The sequence below is a fragment of the Pseudonocardia thermophila genome (genome assembly GCF_900142365.1).
Lineage (GTDB): Bacteria > Actinomycetota > Actinomycetes > Mycobacteriales > Pseudonocardiaceae > Pseudonocardia > Pseudonocardia thermophila.
This window is the reverse complement of the sequence record NZ_FRAP01000026.1, coordinates 1-17,846: the sequence shown is the minus strand read 5'-3', so window position 1 is coordinate 17,846 and position 17,846 is coordinate 1. Positions and strand designations below refer to the sequence as shown.

The following is a 17,846-nucleotide window of genomic DNA, read 5'->3' as shown; positions in this document are numbered from 1 at the left end:
CCGACCCGACATCCCCTTGAACGTGAGTCGACACGACTCAATTCCCTTCAGTCGATCCGACTCCATCCGTGATGTGCGTCATGCACACTGGTGTTGTGCTCGTCCCCGGTGATCCGCACAGCCCGGTCCTGCTGCACGTGCCGCACGCCGGCACCGAGATCCCCGACTGGGCCCGTGAACATCTGCTCCTCGACGACGCCGAGCTCGCGGCCGAGCTGGCCGCGCTCACCGACCACCGCACCGACGAGCTGGCCGCCGCGGCCGCCGACGCCGCCCGCGTGCGGCCGCACCTGCTGGTGAACCCGATCTCGCGGTTCGTGGTGGACGTGGAGCGCTTCCCCGACGAGCGGGAGGAGATGGCCGCCGTCGGCATGGCCGCGGTCTACACGCACGGCACCCGCCGCCAGCGGATCCGCGCCGACGATCCCGAGCACCACGCCGCTCTGCGCGCCGCCTTCTACACGCCGTGGGCGGAGGCGGTGCGCGCCGCCGTTGAGGACCGGCTCGCCGCGACCGGCCGGGCCGTCCTGATCGACGTCCACTCCTACCCGAGCAGGTCGCTGCCCTACGAGCTGCACGCGAACGGGCCGCGCCCGCCGGTCTGCGTCGGCACCGACGCGTTCCACACCCCGCCCCACCTGGTCGCGGCGGCCCGGGCGGCGTTCGGGATGGACGTCCGGCTCGACACCCCGTTCTCCGGGGTCTACGTGCCGCTCGCGCACTGGCACCGGGACCACCGCGTCACCGCGCTCATGATCGAGATCCGTCGCGACGGCTACCTCGTCGAGCCGGCCGGGCCGCCGACGGACGGGTTCGCCGCGCTGGCCGGGGCGCTCGCCCACCTCGTGGACACCCTGTCGGCGGGGATCACCGACTTCGTGGTGGGCGGGGTGCCGGGCTAAAGTCGAGGCGATGGGTACGCGGCTCACGCGCAGGTGGCACGTCGATCTCTGCCGTACCCACGCTGCTCTCGCAGCGGCGGGCTGATCCCTGCCCGCCGTTCGACGAGAGGACCATCCATGCCCGCCATCGCCGTGATCGGTGCGGGACCGCGCGGAACCGGAATCCTGGAGCGCCTCGCCGCCAACCACCCGGAGCTGGGCGGCGGCCCGCTCGACGTCCACCTGATCGACCCGTACCCGCCGGGCGCCGGGCGGATCTGGCGGCACGCGCAGTCGCCGCTGCTCGCGATGAACTCGATGGCCGCCGACGTCACGATGTACACCGACGAGTCGGTGGTGTGCGAGGGCCCGATCCGGCCCGGCCCCTCGTTCTGGGACTGGGCGCGCGAGCACGCCGACCCGGCCGCGTTCGAGCCCGAGCTGGCCGCCGAGCTGCGCTCGATCACCGCCTCCAGCTTCCCCAGCAGGCGGCTGCAGAGCCGCTACCTGGAGTGGGTGCTGGCCGACCTGCTCGCGCACCTGCCCGACGGCGTGCGCGTGCACTTCCACCGCACCCGCGCGATCGGGCTCGCCGACGACGGCGCGGCGCAGGTCGTCGAACTGGAGGAGGGAGCGCCGCTGCGAGTCGACGCCGTCGTGCTCGCTTCCGGCCACCTCGACGCCACCCCGACCGACGACGAACTCGCCCTGCTGGAGCACGCGCGCCAGCACGGCCTTGTCTACCTGCCGCCCGAGCAGACCAGCGACTCCGACCTGTCGGTGCTGGTGCCGGGGGAGACGGTGCTGGTGCGCGGCATGGGGCTGGCGTTCATCGATCTCCTCGTCCTGCTCTACGAGGGTCGCGGCGGCCGCTTCGAACCCGAGGGCGACGGCCTGCGGTACGTGCCGTCGGGACAGGAGCCGTACATCGTCGCGGGGTCGCCGCGCGGCATGCCGTACCACGCGAAGACCCACTACGACCTGCGCGGTGGTCCACCGCCGCTGCCGCGGTTCCTCGGCGACGCGCAGGTCGGGGCGTTCCTCGACGCCGGCGAGCCGATCGACCTGCGCCGGCAGGTGTGGCCGCTGATGGCGAAGGAGATCGCCTGGGGCTGGTACCACGAGCTGTTCCAGGGCCATCCCGATCGGGTGCGGCTGCCGTGGGCCGAGTTCGCGGAGGCCTTCGCCGCGGCCGACTGGGACGGCCCCGAGATGCGCGCCCTGATCGAGCACGCCGTGCCGGACCCGGTCGACCGGATCGATCTCGCCGCGCTGCACAGCCCGCTCGCCGGGGTGATCGCGCCCGACCTGGACGCGCTGCAGCCGATCGTCCGCGCCAAGATCGCCGAGGACCTGCGCCAGCACGTCGACCCGGCACACACCCCGCACCTCGGCGCCTTCGTCGCGATGCTGTCGGTCTACGCCCAGGCCGCCCGGATCATGGGCTCCGGCCTGCTCACGCCGCGCTCGGAGGCCGAGGACGTGAGCTGGTGGCAGGGCTTCTTCAACGGGGTGGCCAGCGGCCCGCCCGGGTTCCGGGTCCGCGAGCTGCTCGCCCTCTCCGAGGCCGGGTTCGTGCGGTTCCTCGGCGCCGGCATGGCGATCGAGGCTGTCCCTGAGGGGTTCCGCGCCACCAGCGCCACCCTGCCCACCGCGCCGCCGGTGCAGGCCAGGGCGCTGGTCGAGGCGCGGCTGCCGGACCCGAGCGCCTCCCGCAGCACCGATGCGCTGCTCGCGAGCCTGGTACGGGCGGGCGAGGTCGTCGAGGCAGTGATCGTCGACCACGACGACACCGTGCTGCGCAACACCGGCCAGATCCGCACCCGCCCGAGCGACGGCGCGATCGTCGACGCGACCGGCCGGGTCCATCCGCGCCGGTTCGCAGCCGGTCCGCACACGACCGTGAAGCTGCCGGGTGCGTTCACCCGGCCCGGCACGAACTCGCTGTCGTTCCGGCACAACGACGCGCTCGCCCGGGCCGTGCTGAAGGTGATGACGGGGGCGTCGCAGGCCGCGGCCTGACGTAAGGTGGGGGCACGACACGGGGTGCCCGGAACCGTCCGGGCTGAGAGCACACCCGTCGAACCTGATTCAGGTCATGCTGACGAAGGGATGTCGCCATGGTGGCCGTGCCGCGCGTGCTCAGCATCGCTGGGACCGACCCGACCGGGGGTGCCGGGATCCACGCCGACCTCAAGAGCATCGCCGCGAACGGCGGGTACGGGATGGCCGCGGTCACCGCGCTCGTCGCGCAGAACACCCGCGGGGTGCGCTCGATCCACGTACCGCCGCCGTCGTTCCTCGCCGAGCAGCTCGACGCCGTGAGCGACGACGTGGAGATCGACGCGGTCAAGATCGGCATGCTGTTCAACGCCGAGATCATCGGCGTGGTGACCGACTGGCTCGTGCGGGTGCAGCCGCCAGCGGTGGTGCTGGACCCGGTGATGGTCGCGGCCAGCGGCGACCGGCTGCTCGCCCCGGAGGCCGAGGAGGCCGTGCGCGGGCTGCTCACCCACGCCGACCTGGTCACGCCCAACATGCCCGAGCTGGCCGTGCTGGTGAAGGAGCCGGTCGCCACCGAGTGGCCGGGCGTGCTCGACCAGGCCCGGCGCCTCGCCGCCGCGCACGACGTCCGCGTGCTCGCCAAGGGCGGCCACCTCGCCGGCCCGCAGGCTCCGGACGCGCTGGTCGGCCCGGACGGCAGCGTCACCGAGTTCGCCGCGGCCCGCATCGAGACGAACAACTCGCACGGCACCGGCTGCTCGCTCTCGTCGGCGGTGGCGACGCTGCGGGTGCGGCTCGGATCGTGGGAGGAGGCCGTCGACGGGGCGAAGCGCTGGCTCACCGCGAGCCTCGCGGCAGCCGACGAGCTGAACGTCGGCCGCGGTCACGGGCCGGTCTCGCACTTCGCGCAGCTGTGGGAGCTGGCCGCTCAGGTGGGCGGCCAGGCGTCGCCCCAGGAGACGTCGCGCGCGGCCCGGTAGCGCTGGCCCTCCCGCTTCGTCACGGTCGCCGTCGCCGTGGTGCCGGCGGCGGTGCACACCTGCAGCGTCACCAGGTTCTTGCGGTAGCGGGGATGGCGCAGCACCCGGCCCGGCACCGCCGGCGGCGGGCCGGGCATCGCGACGACCAGCGCGAACTTCTCGTCCTCCCAGCCGAGCTGCCCGGCCTTGAGCTGGCGGTGCAGCGCTGAGCGGGGCACCCGCGCGGGGAAGTGGCACCAGTCGCCCGTCTCCAGCGGACAGCCGAGCTGGTGCGGGCACGGCGCGACGATCGTGTGCCCGTGCGCGAGCAGCGCGGCGCGCGCGGCGAGGACCCTGCGGTAGCCCTCCGGCGTGCCCGGCTCGATCACCGCGATCGCGCCGCCGGTCGCGAGCGCGGCCGTCAGCACCGTCTCCTGCTGAGCAGGCGTCAGCTCGCCGAGCAGGTACGCGATCGTCACCAGGTCGGCGGCCGGCACGTCGGCACCCGCCCGCCACCGCTGCCAGGCCGCGCCGCGCAGCGCCGGTTCCGCGCTGTGCCGGGCCAGCCTGCGGCCGAACGTCAGCGCGGCCGCCACCTGGTCGAGCACGGTGACCGCCCGCAGCGACGGGAACGCAGCGACCGCCGCCCACGCCGCGGCTCCGGTGCCGCCGCCCACGTCGGAGAGCGATCGCGGCGCCCAGTCCGGCACCGCCTCCGCGACCTGCCGCAGCGCCGCCCGCACCGCCGCGAACGTCGCCGGCATCCGATAGGCCGCGTACGCCGCGACATCCACATCGGACCTCAGGATCGGGGCGGAGGCCGGGCCACCGGACCGGTAGGCGGACATGAGCCGCTGCACCCCACTCGACAGCCGCGTCGGCGGGAACCCGGCCAACGCCGCGTCGAGCCCGTCGCGCAGCGCCTCGGGCAGATCGGTCATGAGCGCTCCGTCGTCGACGATGGGCAACCATGATCCGACCGCCGGATCGAGCCGGTAGCAGGGGGTCCTCACCTGGGCGCGCTACCCTATTGCGCTGTCCGGTCCGCCGGACACGCCCTCGTAGCTCAGCTGGACAGAGCGGGAGCCTTCTAATCTCTTGGTCGCAGGTTCGAATCCTGCCGGGGGCGCTTCTACCAGCGGAAACGCTGGCGCGCGTGGCCTGCTGACCGGAACCGGCCGGTCGGCGCCGTGCTGCTTGGGCCCGACGGCCGGGTGCATCGGGACCGAGGTGGACCTGACCGCATGATCGACGAAATGGCGACGCCCCGATCCGCTATGAAGACGGTGGTACGACGAGCTTCACCAACGGCAACGGCTACCGTGCCTTCCACAACCACGCAGAAGAAATCGGCGTCACCCGGCGCCCGTCCAAGAACCCGCCGGAAAGACGGCCGCCGGGACCGGATTCTCGGCCTGTGCACACGCGTTCCCCGGAACGGCGCTGCTGCGTACCCTGGTGCCCGCAGGCCGGTCCGTGCCGGGGGCGTCGAGCGGGGAACGGAGATCGGAGCGGGTGACGGAGAGCGTCCTGCAGGTCCTGCGCGAGCGGATGCGGCAGGGCAGCACCCCGGGTGACCGGCGCGACGACGCGCGAGTGGTGCTGCTCGTGGAGGGCGGGAGCTCACGCGGTGCCTACTCGAGCGGGATGACGGTCGCGATCGAGGAGCTGGGGTTGCTCCCGCTCTTCGACGCCGTGTACGGGAGTTCGGCGGGGTCGCTGAACGGGGCGTGGCTGCTGTGCGGGCGGGCGGCGCGGTCGATGCACGCGTGGTGGGACCGGACGATCATGCGGACGACGATCAATCCGCGGCGGCTGCTGCAGGGGCGGCCGGTCGTCGACACCCGGTACCTGGTGCACACGGTCTACACCGAGGTCCTGCCGATGGGGTTCACGGAGATCCTGGCGAACCCGGTGGAGTTCCACCCGTTGGCCACGGACGCGGCGACGGGCCGGATGGTCGATCTGCACGACGACATCGCCGACCCGGTGGATCTGCAGGTCGCGTTGCGGGCGTCGACGGCGATGCCGGTGCTGGCGGGGGAACCGGTCGAGCTGCGGGGACGACGGTTGATCGACTCCGGGGTGACCGCGATGGTGCCGGTGCGGGCCGCGCTCGAACAGGGAGCCACGCACCTGGTGGTGCTGCGGACCCGGCAGGAGGACGAGCACGTGCGGCCTCCGTCACGGGGTGAGCGGCTGGTGCTGGCGCGGTGGTTCGCCCGGCACGCGCCCGGGGCGTTCGAGGCGTGGCTGCGGCGCGAGGTCACGCGGGCGGAAGAGGAGGAGTTGCTGGCCTCGCACCCGGGGGTGCTGCAGATCCGGCCGCCCCTGGGCAGCGCGCGGATCGGGCGGACGGAGCGGCGGCCGCGGTTGCTGCGGGCCGCCGTCGCGACCGGGCGGGAGGTGGCCCGGTCGGCGCTGGCGCCGTGCGCGACCGACCGGGCCGCCGAGTCCGCGTGATCAAAGCTGGTAGGTGCGCAACCACACGGTGTGCGGCGAGCGGCGCAGCTCGGCCAGCTGCGACTCCGACAGCGGGCGATCGGTGTCGGTGATGACGTAGCCGCGGTCGCCCAGGGTGGTGAGGGTCTGCCCGACGACGTTGGCGCCGGCCTCGGCGATGAGCTGCTGGATGTTCGCCAGTACCCCGGGGGCGTTGGTGTGCAGGTAACCGATGCGGAACGCGCCCTGCGGGTGCGGCGGCGCCACCGCCGGCAGGTTCACGGAGAGCGCGGTGCTGCCCTGGTTGACGAAGGCGAGGAACTTGCCGGACACGAAGTGCCCGATCTCCTCCTGGGCCTCCTGCGTGGAGCCGCCGACGTGCGGGGTGAGGATGACGTTCTCCAGACCCCGCAGCGGGGAGTCGAACGGGTCGCCCTGCGCCTTCGGCTCGATCGGGAAGACGTCGATCGCCGCGCCCGCGATGTGCCCGGACAGGATGTGGTCGCGCAGCGCCACCTCGTCGACGACCATGCCGCGCGAGGCGTTGATGAACATCGAGCGCGGCTTCATCTTCGCGAACTGCTCCGCCCCGAACATGCCGGCGTTCCCCGGGCGGCCGTCGACGTGCAGGCTGACGATGTCGGACACCTCGAGCAGCTCGTCGAGCGAACGGCAGCGGCGCGCGTTGCCGTGCGCGGGCCGGTCGGCGGTGTCGTAGAAGACGACGCGCAGGCCGATCGCCTCGGCGACGTTCGACAGCTGGGTGCCGATGTTGCCGTAGCCGACGATGCCGAGCGTGCGGCCGCGGATCTCGTGGCTGCCCTTCGCCGACTTGTCCCACACACCCTGGTGCATGCGCTCGGACTTCTCCAGCAGGCGCCGCGCCAGCGCGATGATCTCGCCGATCACCAGCTCGACGACGCTGCGGGTGTTCGAGTACGGCGCGTTGAACACCGCGATGCCGCGCGCGGCGGCCTCGGCCAGGTGCACCTGGTTCGTGCCGATGCAGAAGCAGCCGATGGCCAGCAGGTCCTTGCCGGCGTCCAGCACTCGCGGCGTGATGTGCGTGTTCGACCGGATGCCCAGCAGCGACACTCCGGGCAGCGCCTCGACCAGCTCGTCCTCGGAGAGCGACCGGGGACGGGTCTCGACCTCGTACCCGGCGTCGCGCAGAGCCTGGGTCGCGACCGGATGGATGTTCTCGAGGAGGAGGGCCTTCACGTGTTCAGGTTAGTTCGGTGTGTCCACCCAGTTCGGCGGACCCCGCACCGACTGAAGTAGGTAGCGCACTTACCGATCGGTCAGTCATTCTTCCGACCGGTTTGGAAGGAGTCGGGGGACATGATCACTGTGGCCGGTCTGACGAAGCGGTACGGCGACGTGCTGGCGGTGGACGACCTGTCGTTCACCGTCGAGCCGGGCGCCGTCACCGGGTTCCTCGGTGCGAACGGCGCCGGCAAGTCGACGACGATGCGGATGATCCTCGGGCTGGACGCGCCGACGGCCGGGACGGCGACGATCGGCGGCCGCCGCTACCGGGACCTGGAGCACCCGGTCCGCACGGTCGGCGCGCTGCTGGACCCGCGCTGCGCGCACCCGGGCCGCACTGGGCGCGACCACCTGCGCTGGATGGCGGTGGCGGCCGGGATCGGACGGGTCCGCGTCGACGAGGTCCTCGAAGCGGTCGGGCTCGCGGGCGCGGCGGACCGCCGCGTCGGCGGGTACTCCCTCGGCATGCGTCAGCGCCTCGGCATCGCCGGCGCCCTTCTCGGCGACCCCGAGGTCGTGCTGCTCGACGAGCCGCTCAACGGCTTGGACCCGGACGGCATCCGCTGGGTCCGCGAGCTGTTGCGCGGGCTCGCGGCGCAGGGCCGCACGGTCTTCGTGTCCAGCCACCTGCTGAACGAGGTGGAGCACACCGCGGAGCGCGTCGTCGTCATCGGGCACGGGCGGCTGATCGCCACAGGTGCGATCGCCGATCTGCTCGGCCGGACCGCGGTGCTGCGGGTCACCGCCGCTGACCCGGTGGAGACAGCTGAGCTCGCCACCGCGCTGGCGTGGGCGGGCGGCCGCGTCGAGCCGGACGGCGACGGGCTCACCGTGCGCGGGCTCGCCGCCGAGACGGCGGGGCGCATCGCGCTGGACCGCGGCATAGCGCTGCGCGAGCTCGCCACCCACGTCCGCGGTCTCGAGGAGACCTTCCACGCACTCGCCCACGGAGGTGCGGCATGACCGTCGTCCGGTCCGAGCTGGTCAAGGCCCTGACGGTGCGATCGGGGCCGGCGCTGGCCCTGGTCGCCGTCGGGGCGGCGGTCGTGCTGGCCGCGGTCTTCGTCGCGAGCCTGCCGATCACCCAGCACGTGTCCGTCGCCGGGGCGCTGCCCGCCGAGGTCGTGAGCGCTGCGCTGGTCGGCATCGACGTCACCGCCGTCGTCCTGACCGTGCTGGGGGCGCTGGTCGGCGGCGCTGAGCACGCGACCGGCACCGTCGTGCCCACCTACCTGCTCACGCCGCGGCGCACCCGCGTGGTCGTGGCGAAGGCGGTCGTCGTGGGTGCGATCGCGGTGGTCGTGGCCGCGGTGGCGGCGGTGCTGTGCGCCGCGGTCGGGCAGGGCGCGCTGCTGCTGGCGGGCAGCGATCCGGTCCCCATCGACGGCACGCTCCTGCGGTCGCTGGCCGGCAACGCCACCGGTCCCGTCCTCTACGCCGTCGCGGGGCTGGCCGGTGCGGTGCTGACCCGGAGCACGGGCGGCGGGGTGGCCGGCGCGCTCGGGCTGCTGCTGGTGCCGGCGGTGGTCGGGTGGTTCCCCGGGCTGTCGCTGCTCGCGCCGCTGCTGCCGGCCGCCGCCGTGCACGGGCTGTCCGGGGTGGCCGATCCCGCCGGTGCCGAGTACCTCGCGGCGGCCCCGGCAGCGCTGCTGCTCGTCGGGTGGCTCACCGGGATGGTCGGGACGGCGGCCTGGCGGGCCGAAGTGCGCGATGCATGACGGATCGATGACGGCTGTCAGTACCGCCGCCCTCGCAGTTTCGGGTAAGGAGAACCCATGAGCACGCTCGCGGAGGACCTCGCGCTCCTGCTCGTCGACCCGACGACCGGGAAGCCGGTCGTCGACGGCACGGCGTTCGACCGCGCCGTCGCCGGTGCGCTGCTGTTCGATCTAGCGGGCGCCGAGCGCATCGCGGTCACCGGGACGGGCGCGAAGGCACGGGTCGCGGTCGTCGGCGGGCCGACCGGTAACCCGCTGCTCGACGCCGCGATCGACCGCCTCGGCCCGAAGGAGCGGCGCGCGGCGGGCGCAGTGGAGCGGCTGGCGAAGATGCGGTCGGCCGTGTTCGCCCGGCTCGTCGACGCCGGGATCCTGACCGCCGAACGCAACCGCATCTTCGGCCTCATCCCGACCACGACGTGGCGTTTCCCCGATCCCGGCCCGCGGGCGGCGCTGCAGGGCGGGCTCGCTGCTGTGCTGACGGCGGCTGCCGAGCCCGACGCTCGGCAGGCCGCGCTGGTGTCGCTGCTCTACGCCGTGAAGGCCGAGCACAAGGTCGTCGCGGGGGATCGGCGTGCGCTGCGGGCCCGCGCGAAGCAGGTCGCCGAGGGCGACTGGGCGGGCTCGGCGGTGGCGCAGGCCGTGCAGGCGGTGCAGGCCACTGTGATGGCGGCGGTCGTCGCGGCCACCGTCGCCGGCGCGGCGGCAGGCGGTTCCTAGTCCTCCGGGCCGGGGACCAGCCAGCCCTCGACGAGGCCGACGCCCCCGATCCGCTGCAGCTCCTCGGCCCGCTCGGCCGCGGCGCGGGCGGCGTCGGCGGCGTCCTGCAGCTCGCGGAACGCCTTGCCGTAGCGGCGCTGCTCGGTCAGCGGGAGCAGCGGCACGCGGGCGCGCTGGCCGTAGCGGGCCGAGCCGGACCCGGCGGCGGCCGGTGAGCAGCGCAGCACACCGGCGAGGAACTCGGCGTCGATCCGCTCGGGATCCACCCGGTAGGCGACGAGCCCCGGACCCAGCACGGCCCGTTCCTCGGCGACCCGCACCCGGCCCATCGGCGAGGCCACGACATCACCGGGTCGGGTCCGCACCAGCGCCCGGCTCGGGGTGGTGCGCCCGGTCGGGCGGGACCCGGTCGCCAGGTCGGCGACGGTCAGCACGGCGATGTCGCCCTCGCCCAGCACGGTGCCGGCGGACGCCGTGCGGGCTCGGACGGCGCCCGACCGGGACAGCTCCGCGACGGTGGCGGTGGGCAGGTCGCGCCGCTCGGCGAGCGGGATCAGCTGGGGCACCTCCGCGACCTGCGGCCGGCGGGCCTGCAGCTCGGCGTAGGCGGCCGCGGGATCCGGCCCGGGCACGCGGGGGAGCCGGCGCTCCGGGGCGATGTCGACGGCGTCGTCGAGCAGCTCGACGACCGGGACGACGCGGGCGTCGCCGGTGATCTCGCGCCCGGCGAGGAACGCCGACCAACGGGCGACGACCTCCTCGGCCGAGCCACGCGCCATCAGCACCGACGAGGGCGGTTCGGCGTCGGGCGCGGGGCGGCGCAGCACCCACAGGTCGCCGTCGGCGACCGTGAGCACGGCGCGCAGGGCGCCGGAGCGCAGCAGGTTCGCCCGGATGCGTCGGCCGGCCCGGCGGTCCGCGGCGGGCGCCGGCATCCGCACCACCACCGTCCCGCCCGGGACGACGGCGGCGAGGCAGTGCTGCAACCACGCCAGCTCCGGCTCGGATCGCGGCGGGAGGCCGTAGGCGAAGCGGCGGTCGCCGACCAGCCGCGCGGCGGTGTGGCTGCGGTCGCCGGGCGGATCGCAGACGGCGCCGTCGGCCAGGCGGTCCGGCGGCCCGTCCCGCAGCGCGTCGACGGCGTGGACCTGGCCGTCGATCCCGGCCAGCTGCAGCCGGGCGGTGGCGATGCGAGCCAGCGCGGGATCGGCGCAGCAACCGATCGCCCGCCGCGGGGCCGCGGTGAGCAGCAGCCCGCCGGTGCCGCACGCGGGGTCGAGGAGCGTGCCGGGCCGCGGCAGCGCGATGCGGGCCATGGCCAGCGCTGTTTCCTCGCTCGGCTCCGTCCGCGAGCGCAGCACCCCGCGCAGGCGGGTGCACAGCTCTTCGAAGGCTGCGGCCGGGCCCACGGCCTCGACCAGCTCGTCGAGCGCCCGGCGCAGTTCCGGGCGCAGGGCGCGGTTCTCGTGGAGCAGGTGATCGCCGACGTCGGCGAGCCGGGAGGTCAGGTGCAGGTCGTCGCCTCGCGGGCGCAGCCACTGCCAGGCGAGGTCCGCGGGGGACAGGCGGTAGCTGCGGCCGTTGCGGCGCAGCCAGGCCTCGACCTCCGACAGCGCGAAGCGCGGGCTCGACGCGGTTCCGGCGACGGGTTCGGGGAAGTCGTCGTGGCGGCGCCGCCAGTTGCTCACGGCCGCGCGGCCCACGCCGCCGAGCCGGGCGATCTCGCCCGTGCTCACGGTCGTGTCCCCAACCACGCACGAGACGGTAGTTCACACGCAACCCGCTTGTGAAGCGTGTTCACAGCATGAGAACCTGTCATCATGGCCCCGACGCTGCGCTCCGCCGCCGGTTCTGACACCGGTCGGCGGCGGTCGATGAACCAGGACTCGGCCGCGACGAGCGCCCGGTTGCTCGCCCTCGCCGACGGCATGGGTGGCCACGCACACGGTGAGGTGGCGAGCACCGTAGCGGTCACCGCGTTCCTCGATCTCGCCGGGCGACTCGCCGACACCGACCTGAGCGGTGTCGACCTGCTCGAGAAGCTGTCGGAGGCCATCGAGGACGCTTCGGCGCGGCTGACGGCGCTCGCTGACGCCGAGCCGGAGATGCGCGGCACCGGCACCACCGTCGTCGCCTTCCTCGTCGACGGCACCCGCATCGGGGTCCTGCACATCGGCGACTCGCGCGCCTACCTGCTGCGCGACGGCGAGCTGACCCGGATGACCCGCGACCACACGCTGGTGCAGGCCCTGGTCGACGAAGGCCGCATCTCCGTCGAGGAGGCGGCAGAGCACCCGCGGCGCTCGTGGCTCATCCGCACCCTGCAGGACGGCACCGTCGCGGAGCCGGACCTGTTCGAGCACCAGGGCCAGATCGGTGACCGGTACCTCATCTGCTCCGACGGGGTGACCGCGGTGCTCGGCGACAACGAGATCCGCGAGGTCCTCGCGGGCGAACCGGAGCGGGCAGGCGCTGTAGCGAAGCTCATCGAACGGGCGAACGCCGGCGGCGGCCCGGATAACATCACCTGCATCGTCGCCGACTTGGTGGAGGAGTCTGCTCCCACGGAGCAGGTGCCGCTCATCGTGGGGGCGGCGGCCGAGCAGGCCGGGGGAACCTGAGTCCCCGAGTGAGCGGGGCGGTCGCCCGCGAGAGAGGACCCCGTGTGGCGCACCGATTCGATCTGCCCCTTGACCTGATGGGCAGGGTGGTCGCCGCGGCGGACGCGACGACCACGGCGATGGTCCTCGTCGACGGCGGCGGAGTGCGCTGGCACAACGCCGCAGCCACCAGGCTGGTCGAGCCGTACGGCGGCCGGTGGGACGGACCCGACGGGCCGGTCGAGCTGCTCGCCGGGGTCCGCGACGAACCCGTGTGCCTGCGCTGGCCCACCCCGGACGGCTCCGTGCGCTGGTGGCGGGCCACCCGGCAGGACCTGGCGGACGGGCGGTTGATCCAGCTGGTCGACGAGACCGAGCACGACGGCGGCCCGATCACCGCGGTTCCGGGCACCGCGACCTGGGACTGGGACGTGGTGGCCGACCGGGCGCGCTGGTCGCCCGAGCTGCCCGCGATGCTCGGCCTGCCCGCCGACGTCGTGATCGACCGGCAGCTGCTCGCCGCCCTCGTGCACCCCGACGACATGGAGGGCCTCGAGCGCACGCTCACCGATGCGCTTCGCTCCGGCGAGAGCTGGGGCCGCACCGTGCGGTTCTTCCGCTCCGACCGCGCCGACCTGCGCACCGTCGAGCTGCGCGGATCGGTGGTCCTCGACGCCGCGACCGCGCGGCCGTTGCGGCTGTTGGGGACCGCCCGCGATGTCACCGAGATGCAGGCGACGCGCACCGCTCTCGCTTTCCTCGCCGCGAACGACCCGCACACCGGGGTCGCCAGCCGGCACCGGGTGCTGACGGAGCTCGCCGAGTGCGCGGCGGGTGCCGGCGGCACCGTCGTCGTCATCGACGTCGACAAGCTGACGGAGATCAACGAGGTGCACGGCGTCACCACCGGGGACGAGGTGCTGCGCGAGCTGGCCGGACTGCTGCTGCGCGAGGCCGGGGGTGAGGTCCTGCTGGGGCGCATCGGTGGTGACCGGTTCACCGTGGTGCTGCCCGAGCACAGCGTCGCCGAGGCGCTCGCGGCCAGTGCCCGGCTGTGCGCGATGGTCGCGCGCACGCCGATCCCGGCGGGCGGGGGCTTGATCAAGGTGGCCGTCAGCGCCGGGGTCGCCGAGATCGTCCGGGACGTCGACACCACCCTCTTCCACGCCGGACTCGCGCTGGATGAGGCCAAACGCACCGGTGGTGGGCGCGCCGTCAGCTACACCGAGGACCTGCAACGCACCGCGGGCCGGCGGGTCAACCTGCTGCGCCGGGTCGCGGCGGCCCTCGACGACGGCGCGATGGCCCTGCACGCCCAGCCGATCATCGATCTGCGTACCCGCCGGGTGAGCCGGTACGAGCTGCTCCTGCGGCTGTGCGACGGGAAGGAGCCACCGCTGGGGCCCGCCGAGTTCCTGCCGCCGGTCGAGCGCACCGACCTCGTGCACCGGCTGGACCGCTGGGTGGTCGGCGAAGCGGTGCGGGCGCTGGCCACGCCCCGGGCCCGGGCGACCGGGCTGCGCCTGCAGGCGAACCTGTCGGGGCGCTCCCTGGAGGACCGCGACCTCGGCGCCTGGATCCTGGAGCAGCTGCGCCGCCACGACGTCCTGCCCGACCGGCTCGGTGTGGAGGTCACCGAGACCGTCGCGATCACCGAGCTCACCGCCGCCCGCGATCTCGCCAGCACACTCATCGACGCCGGCGTCGGGTTCGCCCTCGACGACTTCGGCGCCGGGTTCGGCTCCTTCGCCTACCTCAAGCACCTGCGGTTCACCTCGGTCAAGATCGCCGGGGACTTCGTCGCCCAGGTCGACCAGTCCGCCACCGACCGCGCGCTGGTCGGGGCGGTGGTGGCGCTCGCCCGCCCGCTCGGCCTGGTCACCGTCGCCGAGCAGGTGGACCGGCCGCAGCTGGTCGTCGAGCTGCGCCGGATCGGAGTCGACCAGGGGCAGGGCTACCACCTCGGCCGCCCAGCGCCGCTCACCGCCCTGATCCAGGGCAGCGAGGCGGAGCTCCCGGCGTAGCGACGTCAGCGGCGGGCGACGAACCGGAGCGGCGGCACCGGCCAGCGTCCCCCTCCGGCCTCGGCGGTGAGCCCGTCGACGTGCTGCGGCGCCTACCGCGGCGGCCACAACCCCGATGCCGACAGTTCCGCTGCCAGCTCCTCGGCTCCGGCCTGCGGAAGGTCGATCGTGAACACGGCCCGGTCGTGCGCGACGACGGCGACGTCGGCCACGGCGAGCAGCCAGCCCACGTCGTCCGACCCCGACCGGTTCGGCCAGCTGTGCCGGTGCACGGCCCGCGCCCGCAGCTGGGCGGGCGTCCGCGCCGCCGCAGACGGTGTCACGACGACGAGCGCGCCCGCGGGCAGCAGCACCCGGCGGCCCCGGCCACGACCGCGGTGAGGCACAACCCGTCCAGTGCGTTCGACCACACCGGCGGGGCGACGACCGCCGTCCGGACCCGACCGGAGCCCGCCACCATCTCGACCGCGGCGGCCGTCCGGCACGAGCTCCGCGACGTGCTCCGCACCGGTCAGCGGCGCGACGGTCCAGGTGGCTGACGTCGTGCCGCGGCCGTCGGTGAGCCTCCCCAGCAGGGGTGGCGCGGATGCGGACATCACCGGCAGCGTCGCGCGCCCGCCTCGGCCACGCAGCGGACTCGACCGTCGGGAGGAGGCATAGCCTGGTCGGCATGTCGCAGGTGACGGCCGAGGACAACCGACCAGGCGCGGTCGATCGGCGCTCGCCGCGCACCGCAGCCCTCCTGGTGGTCGCGGTCGCGGTGGCGGTGCTCGTGGCGGCGGTGCTCGTGGCGGCCACGGGGTCGCGCCCGCTGGTCGCGCTCGGGCTCCCCGACCCCGGCGAGCTGACCAACGTCGGGCTGCCGGCGATGCGGGCGCTTGCCGAGGTGAGCATGGTGCTCACGATCGGGGCGCTGCTGCTGGCGAGCTTCCTCGTGCCTCCGCAGAAGTCCGGTTACCTCGACGTCGCCGGGTTCCGCGCGGTGCGGGTGGCGTTCTGGACGGCAGCGGCGTGGTCGGTCGCGGCGCTGCTGATGATCCCGCTGAGCGTCGCCGACGCACTGGGTCGCCCGGTCACCGACGTGTTCGATCTCGGCCTGCTCGTCGACCTCGTGCCGCGGCTGGCGACGGCCTGGGCGTGGACGCTCACCTCGGTGTTCGCGCTCATCGTCCTCGCGGGCACCCGGACGGTGCTGAGCTGGGGCTGGACGGCGGTGCTGTTCGGGGTGTCGCTGGCCGGCCCGCTTCCGGTCGCGTTCACCGGGCACTCCTCCAGCGGTGGCGCGCACGACGTCGCGACGAACAGCCTGGTGCTGCACCTGCTCGCGGCGTCGCTGTGGGTCGGCGGGCTGGCCGCGGTGGTCGTGCTGGCCGCCGCGCGCGGCTCGGACCGGACGGTTGCGCTCGCGACGGCGGTGCCGCGGTTCTCCCGGCTGGCGCTGGTCTGCTGGGCGGTGCTGGCGCTGACCGGCGTGATCAACACGGTGGTGCGGATCCCGCTGCCCGCGCTGTTCGGCTCCTTCTACGGCCTGCTGATCCTGCTCAAGGTCACGGCGCTGCTGGTGCTCGGCGTGCTGGGCGCGCTGCACCGGCGGCGCACGGTCCCCGAGGCGGCGGCCGGGCGCACGTCGGCGCTCGTACGGCTCGCCGCGGTCGAGGTGCTGCTCATGGGCGTGACCATGGGACTGGCCGTTGCGCTCGGCCGTTCCGCCCCGCCGGACACGGGGGAGGGACTGCCGTCGCGGACCGAGGTGCTGATCGGCTACGACCTGCCCGGCCCGCCGGACCTGGCCAACCTGCTGTTCGCCTGGCGGTTCGACCTGATCTTCGGCACCGGCGCGGTGCTGCTCGCGCTCTCCTACCTGCTGGGCGTGCGGCGGCTGCGCACGCGGGGGGACGTGTGGCCGGTCGGGCGCACGATCGCGTGGCTCGCGGGCTGCGCCACCCTGCTCGTCAGCACCAGCTCGGGCATCGGTGTCTACGCGCCGGCGATGTTCAGCGCGCACATGGCCCAGCACATGCTGCTGTCGATGCTGGTCCCGATCCTGCTGGTGCTGGGCGGACCGATCACCCTCGCGCTGCGCGCCTTGCCCCCGGCGGGCCGGGACGCCCCGCCCGGACCGCGGGAGTGGCTGCTGGCGGCGATCCACTCACCGGTGTCGCGCTGGCTCACCCACCCGCTGGTGGCGCTCGTGCTGTTCGTGGGCAGCTACTACGCGCTGTACTTCACGGGGTTGTTCCCCCTCGCGCTGCGCGAGCACTGGGCGCACGTCGCGATGAACTTCCACTTCCTGATCGTCGGCATGCTGTTCTTCTGGCCGCTGATCGGGATCGACCCGGCGCCGCGGCGGCTGCCGCCCGCCGCGCGGCTGGGCATCCTGTTCGTGTCGGTGCCCTTCCACGCCTTCTTCGGCATCACGCTGATGAGCGCGAACTCCGTCATCGGCGGGGACTTCTACCGCACCCTCGGCCTGCCGTGGGTCCTCGATCCGCTGCGCGACCAGCAGCTCGGGGGCGGCGTGGCGTGGGCGTCCGGGGAGATCCCGCTGCTCATCGTGGTGCTGGCGCTGCTGATCCAGTGGTCACGCCAGGACGAGCGGTCCGCCGAGCGCGGTGACCGCCGGGCCGACGCCGACGGGGACGCCGAGCTGGTGGCCTACAACGCCATGCTCCGCCGACTGGCGGCGGGGGAGGAGCCGTTCGTCGTCGACGAGCGGCAGCAAGAGGATGTCGCAGGTCACACGAACGAGTCCGGCGCGGCCGCGGAGGTCACGGAGACGCCGCGCGCCGACGGCGGAGCGGCCGGACGATGACGCGTTCGTGCTGTTCACAGGCCGTTAACGTGACTTCGCGGCCGGGTCGCGGTATGGTCACGGGGTCGGACCGTTCGTCGCGGGCTCGCTGCGACGACCGGCGTTGCCGCAGGTCATCCGTCATGGGGTACCCCGGTTTGACGGGCCCGAGCGGCGTGGCGTAACTTAGTTCCCGTCAGCGAGACAGCCGGACAGAACGGGCCTCGGAGCCCGGTCAACAGGCCCGCTGGCCGCCCCCGCCGAGGACCCCCTCGATCCCCCGGGATCGCGGGAGTGCTACGGTGGAAAACGCCCCGAGCGAGAACCCAACCGGTTCGAGTTTGGTGTGCGGGTGTCTTTTGAGAACTCAACAGTGTGTCGAGCTATTGTTGACTGGATTTTGTGCCAGTTTGCGTTTGGCGGGCTCGCCTTTCCCCG

General features: G+C 74.0%; 14 protein-coding genes, 1 tRNA gene and 1 riboswitch. Of the genes, 11 read left to right on the top strand and 4 right to left on the bottom strand.

The features are described 5' to 3' along the window. Positions 1-80 precede the first annotated feature (80 nt). The 3 genes from BUE41_RS26690 (at position 81) to thiD (ending at position 3,865) form a co-directional block, all read left to right on the top strand. Complete coding sequence (locus BUE41_RS26690) at positions 81-902, top strand: N-formylglutamate amidohydrolase (protein WP_073460158.1); 822 nt, start codon at positions 81-83, stop codon at positions 900-902. 117 nt (positions 903-1,019) lie between these two features. Then, a complete protein-coding gene (locus tag BUE41_RS26685) occupies positions 1,020-2,903 on the top strand; it encodes an FAD/NAD(P)-binding protein (protein ID WP_073460102.1) in 1,884 nt (627 codons plus the stop codon). Positions 2,904-2,913: 10 nt separating this feature from the next. Beyond that, positions 2,914-3,011: riboswitch (TPP riboswitch) on the top strand. Then, complete coding sequence (gene thiD, locus BUE41_RS26680; protein WP_073460101.1) at positions 3,002-3,865, top strand: bifunctional hydroxymethylpyrimidine kinase/phosphomethylpyrimidine kinase; 864 nt, start codon at positions 3,002-3,004, stop codon at positions 3,863-3,865. It overlaps the preceding riboswitch by 10 nt. Here the strand turns inward: thiD and BUE41_RS26675 are convergent. Next, positions 3,814-4,785 (bottom strand): small ribosomal subunit Rsm22 family protein, encoded by a 972-nt coding sequence (locus BUE41_RS26675; RefSeq protein WP_073460100.1) that lies wholly within the window; start codon positions 4,783-4,785, stop codon positions 3,814-3,816. The genes thiD and BUE41_RS26675 overlap by 52 nt on opposite strands. Positions 4,786-4,899: 114 nt before the next feature. On the opposite strand from BUE41_RS26675, the gene BUE41_RS26670 reads away from it, so the two are divergent. Continuing rightward, a tRNA-Arg gene (locus BUE41_RS26670) sits at positions 4,900-4,973 on the top strand. 386 nt (positions 4,974-5,359) lie between these two features. After that, positions 5,360-6,307, top strand: coding sequence for a patatin-like phospholipase family protein (locus BUE41_RS26665; RefSeq protein ID WP_234997601.1), 948 nt, complete (start codon positions 5,360-5,362; stop codon positions 6,305-6,307). Here the strand turns inward: BUE41_RS26665 and serA are convergent, their stop codons facing one another. After that, complete coding sequence (gene serA, locus BUE41_RS26660) at positions 6,308-7,507, bottom strand: phosphoglycerate dehydrogenase (RefSeq protein ID WP_073460099.1); 1,200 nt, start codon at positions 7,505-7,507, stop codon at positions 6,308-6,310. A 120-nt stretch (positions 7,508-7,627) separates the two neighbouring features. Between serA and BUE41_RS26655 the strand changes: the two genes are divergently transcribed. Genes BUE41_RS26655 through BUE41_RS26645 form a run of 3 tightly spaced genes read left to right on the top strand, consistent with a single transcriptional unit; the run spans position 7,628 to position 9,993 of the window. Beyond that, complete coding sequence (locus BUE41_RS26655; RefSeq protein ID WP_073460098.1) at positions 7,628-8,518, top strand: ABC transporter ATP-binding protein; 891 nt, start codon at positions 7,628-7,630, stop codon at positions 8,516-8,518. Continuing rightward, entirely contained in the window at positions 8,515-9,273 is a 759-nt protein-coding gene (locus tag BUE41_RS26650; RefSeq protein WP_073460097.1) for a hypothetical protein, read from the top strand. The genes BUE41_RS26655 and BUE41_RS26650 overlap by 4 nt, the downstream gene beginning before the upstream one ends. 57 nt (positions 9,274-9,330) lie before the next feature. Beyond that, positions 9,331-9,993 carry a GOLPH3/VPS74 family protein gene (locus tag BUE41_RS26645; RefSeq protein WP_073460096.1) on the top strand — a complete coding sequence of 221 codons (663 nt, stop codon included), beginning with the start codon at positions 9,331-9,333 and terminating at the stop codon, positions 9,991-9,993. On the opposite strand, the gene BUE41_RS26640 is transcribed toward BUE41_RS26645, so the two are convergent. After that, complete coding sequence (locus BUE41_RS26640) at positions 9,990-11,747, bottom strand: N-6 DNA methylase (RefSeq protein ID WP_073460095.1); 1,758 nt, start codon at positions 11,745-11,747, stop codon at positions 9,990-9,992. The genes BUE41_RS26645 and BUE41_RS26640 overlap by 4 nt on opposite strands. Positions 11,748-11,813: 66 nt before the next feature. On the opposite strand from BUE41_RS26640, the gene BUE41_RS26635 reads away from it, so the two are divergent. Both BUE41_RS26635 and BUE41_RS26630 read left to right on the top strand, forming a co-directional pair. Further along, positions 11,814-12,614 (top strand): PP2C family protein-serine/threonine phosphatase, encoded by an 801-nt coding sequence (locus BUE41_RS26635; protein ID WP_073460094.1) that lies wholly within the window; start codon positions 11,814-11,816, stop codon positions 12,612-12,614. A gap of 44 nt (positions 12,615-12,658) precedes the next feature. Next, the gene (locus BUE41_RS26630) at positions 12,659-14,617 is read left to right on the top strand and encodes a putative bifunctional diguanylate cyclase/phosphodiesterase (RefSeq protein WP_143172374.1); all 1,959 of its coding nucleotides are present in this window, start codon (positions 12,659-12,661) and stop codon (positions 14,615-14,617) included. Between the two features lie 92 nt (positions 14,618-14,709). Here the strand turns inward: BUE41_RS26630 and BUE41_RS30515 are convergent, their stop codons facing one another. Next, complete coding sequence (locus tag BUE41_RS30515; protein ID WP_143172373.1) at positions 14,710-15,213, bottom strand: hypothetical protein; 504 nt, start codon at positions 15,211-15,213, stop codon at positions 14,710-14,712. Positions 15,214-15,287: 74 nt separating this feature from the next. Here BUE41_RS30515 and BUE41_RS26620 point away from each other — a divergent pair, with 74 nt between their 5' ends. Further along, positions 15,288-17,429: a bifunctional copper resistance protein CopD/cytochrome c oxidase assembly protein gene (locus BUE41_RS26620; RefSeq protein WP_073460092.1), complete on the top strand. Its 2,142-nt coding sequence runs from the start codon at positions 15,288-15,290 to the stop codon at positions 17,427-17,429. Positions 17,430-17,846: the final 417 nt, after the last annotated feature.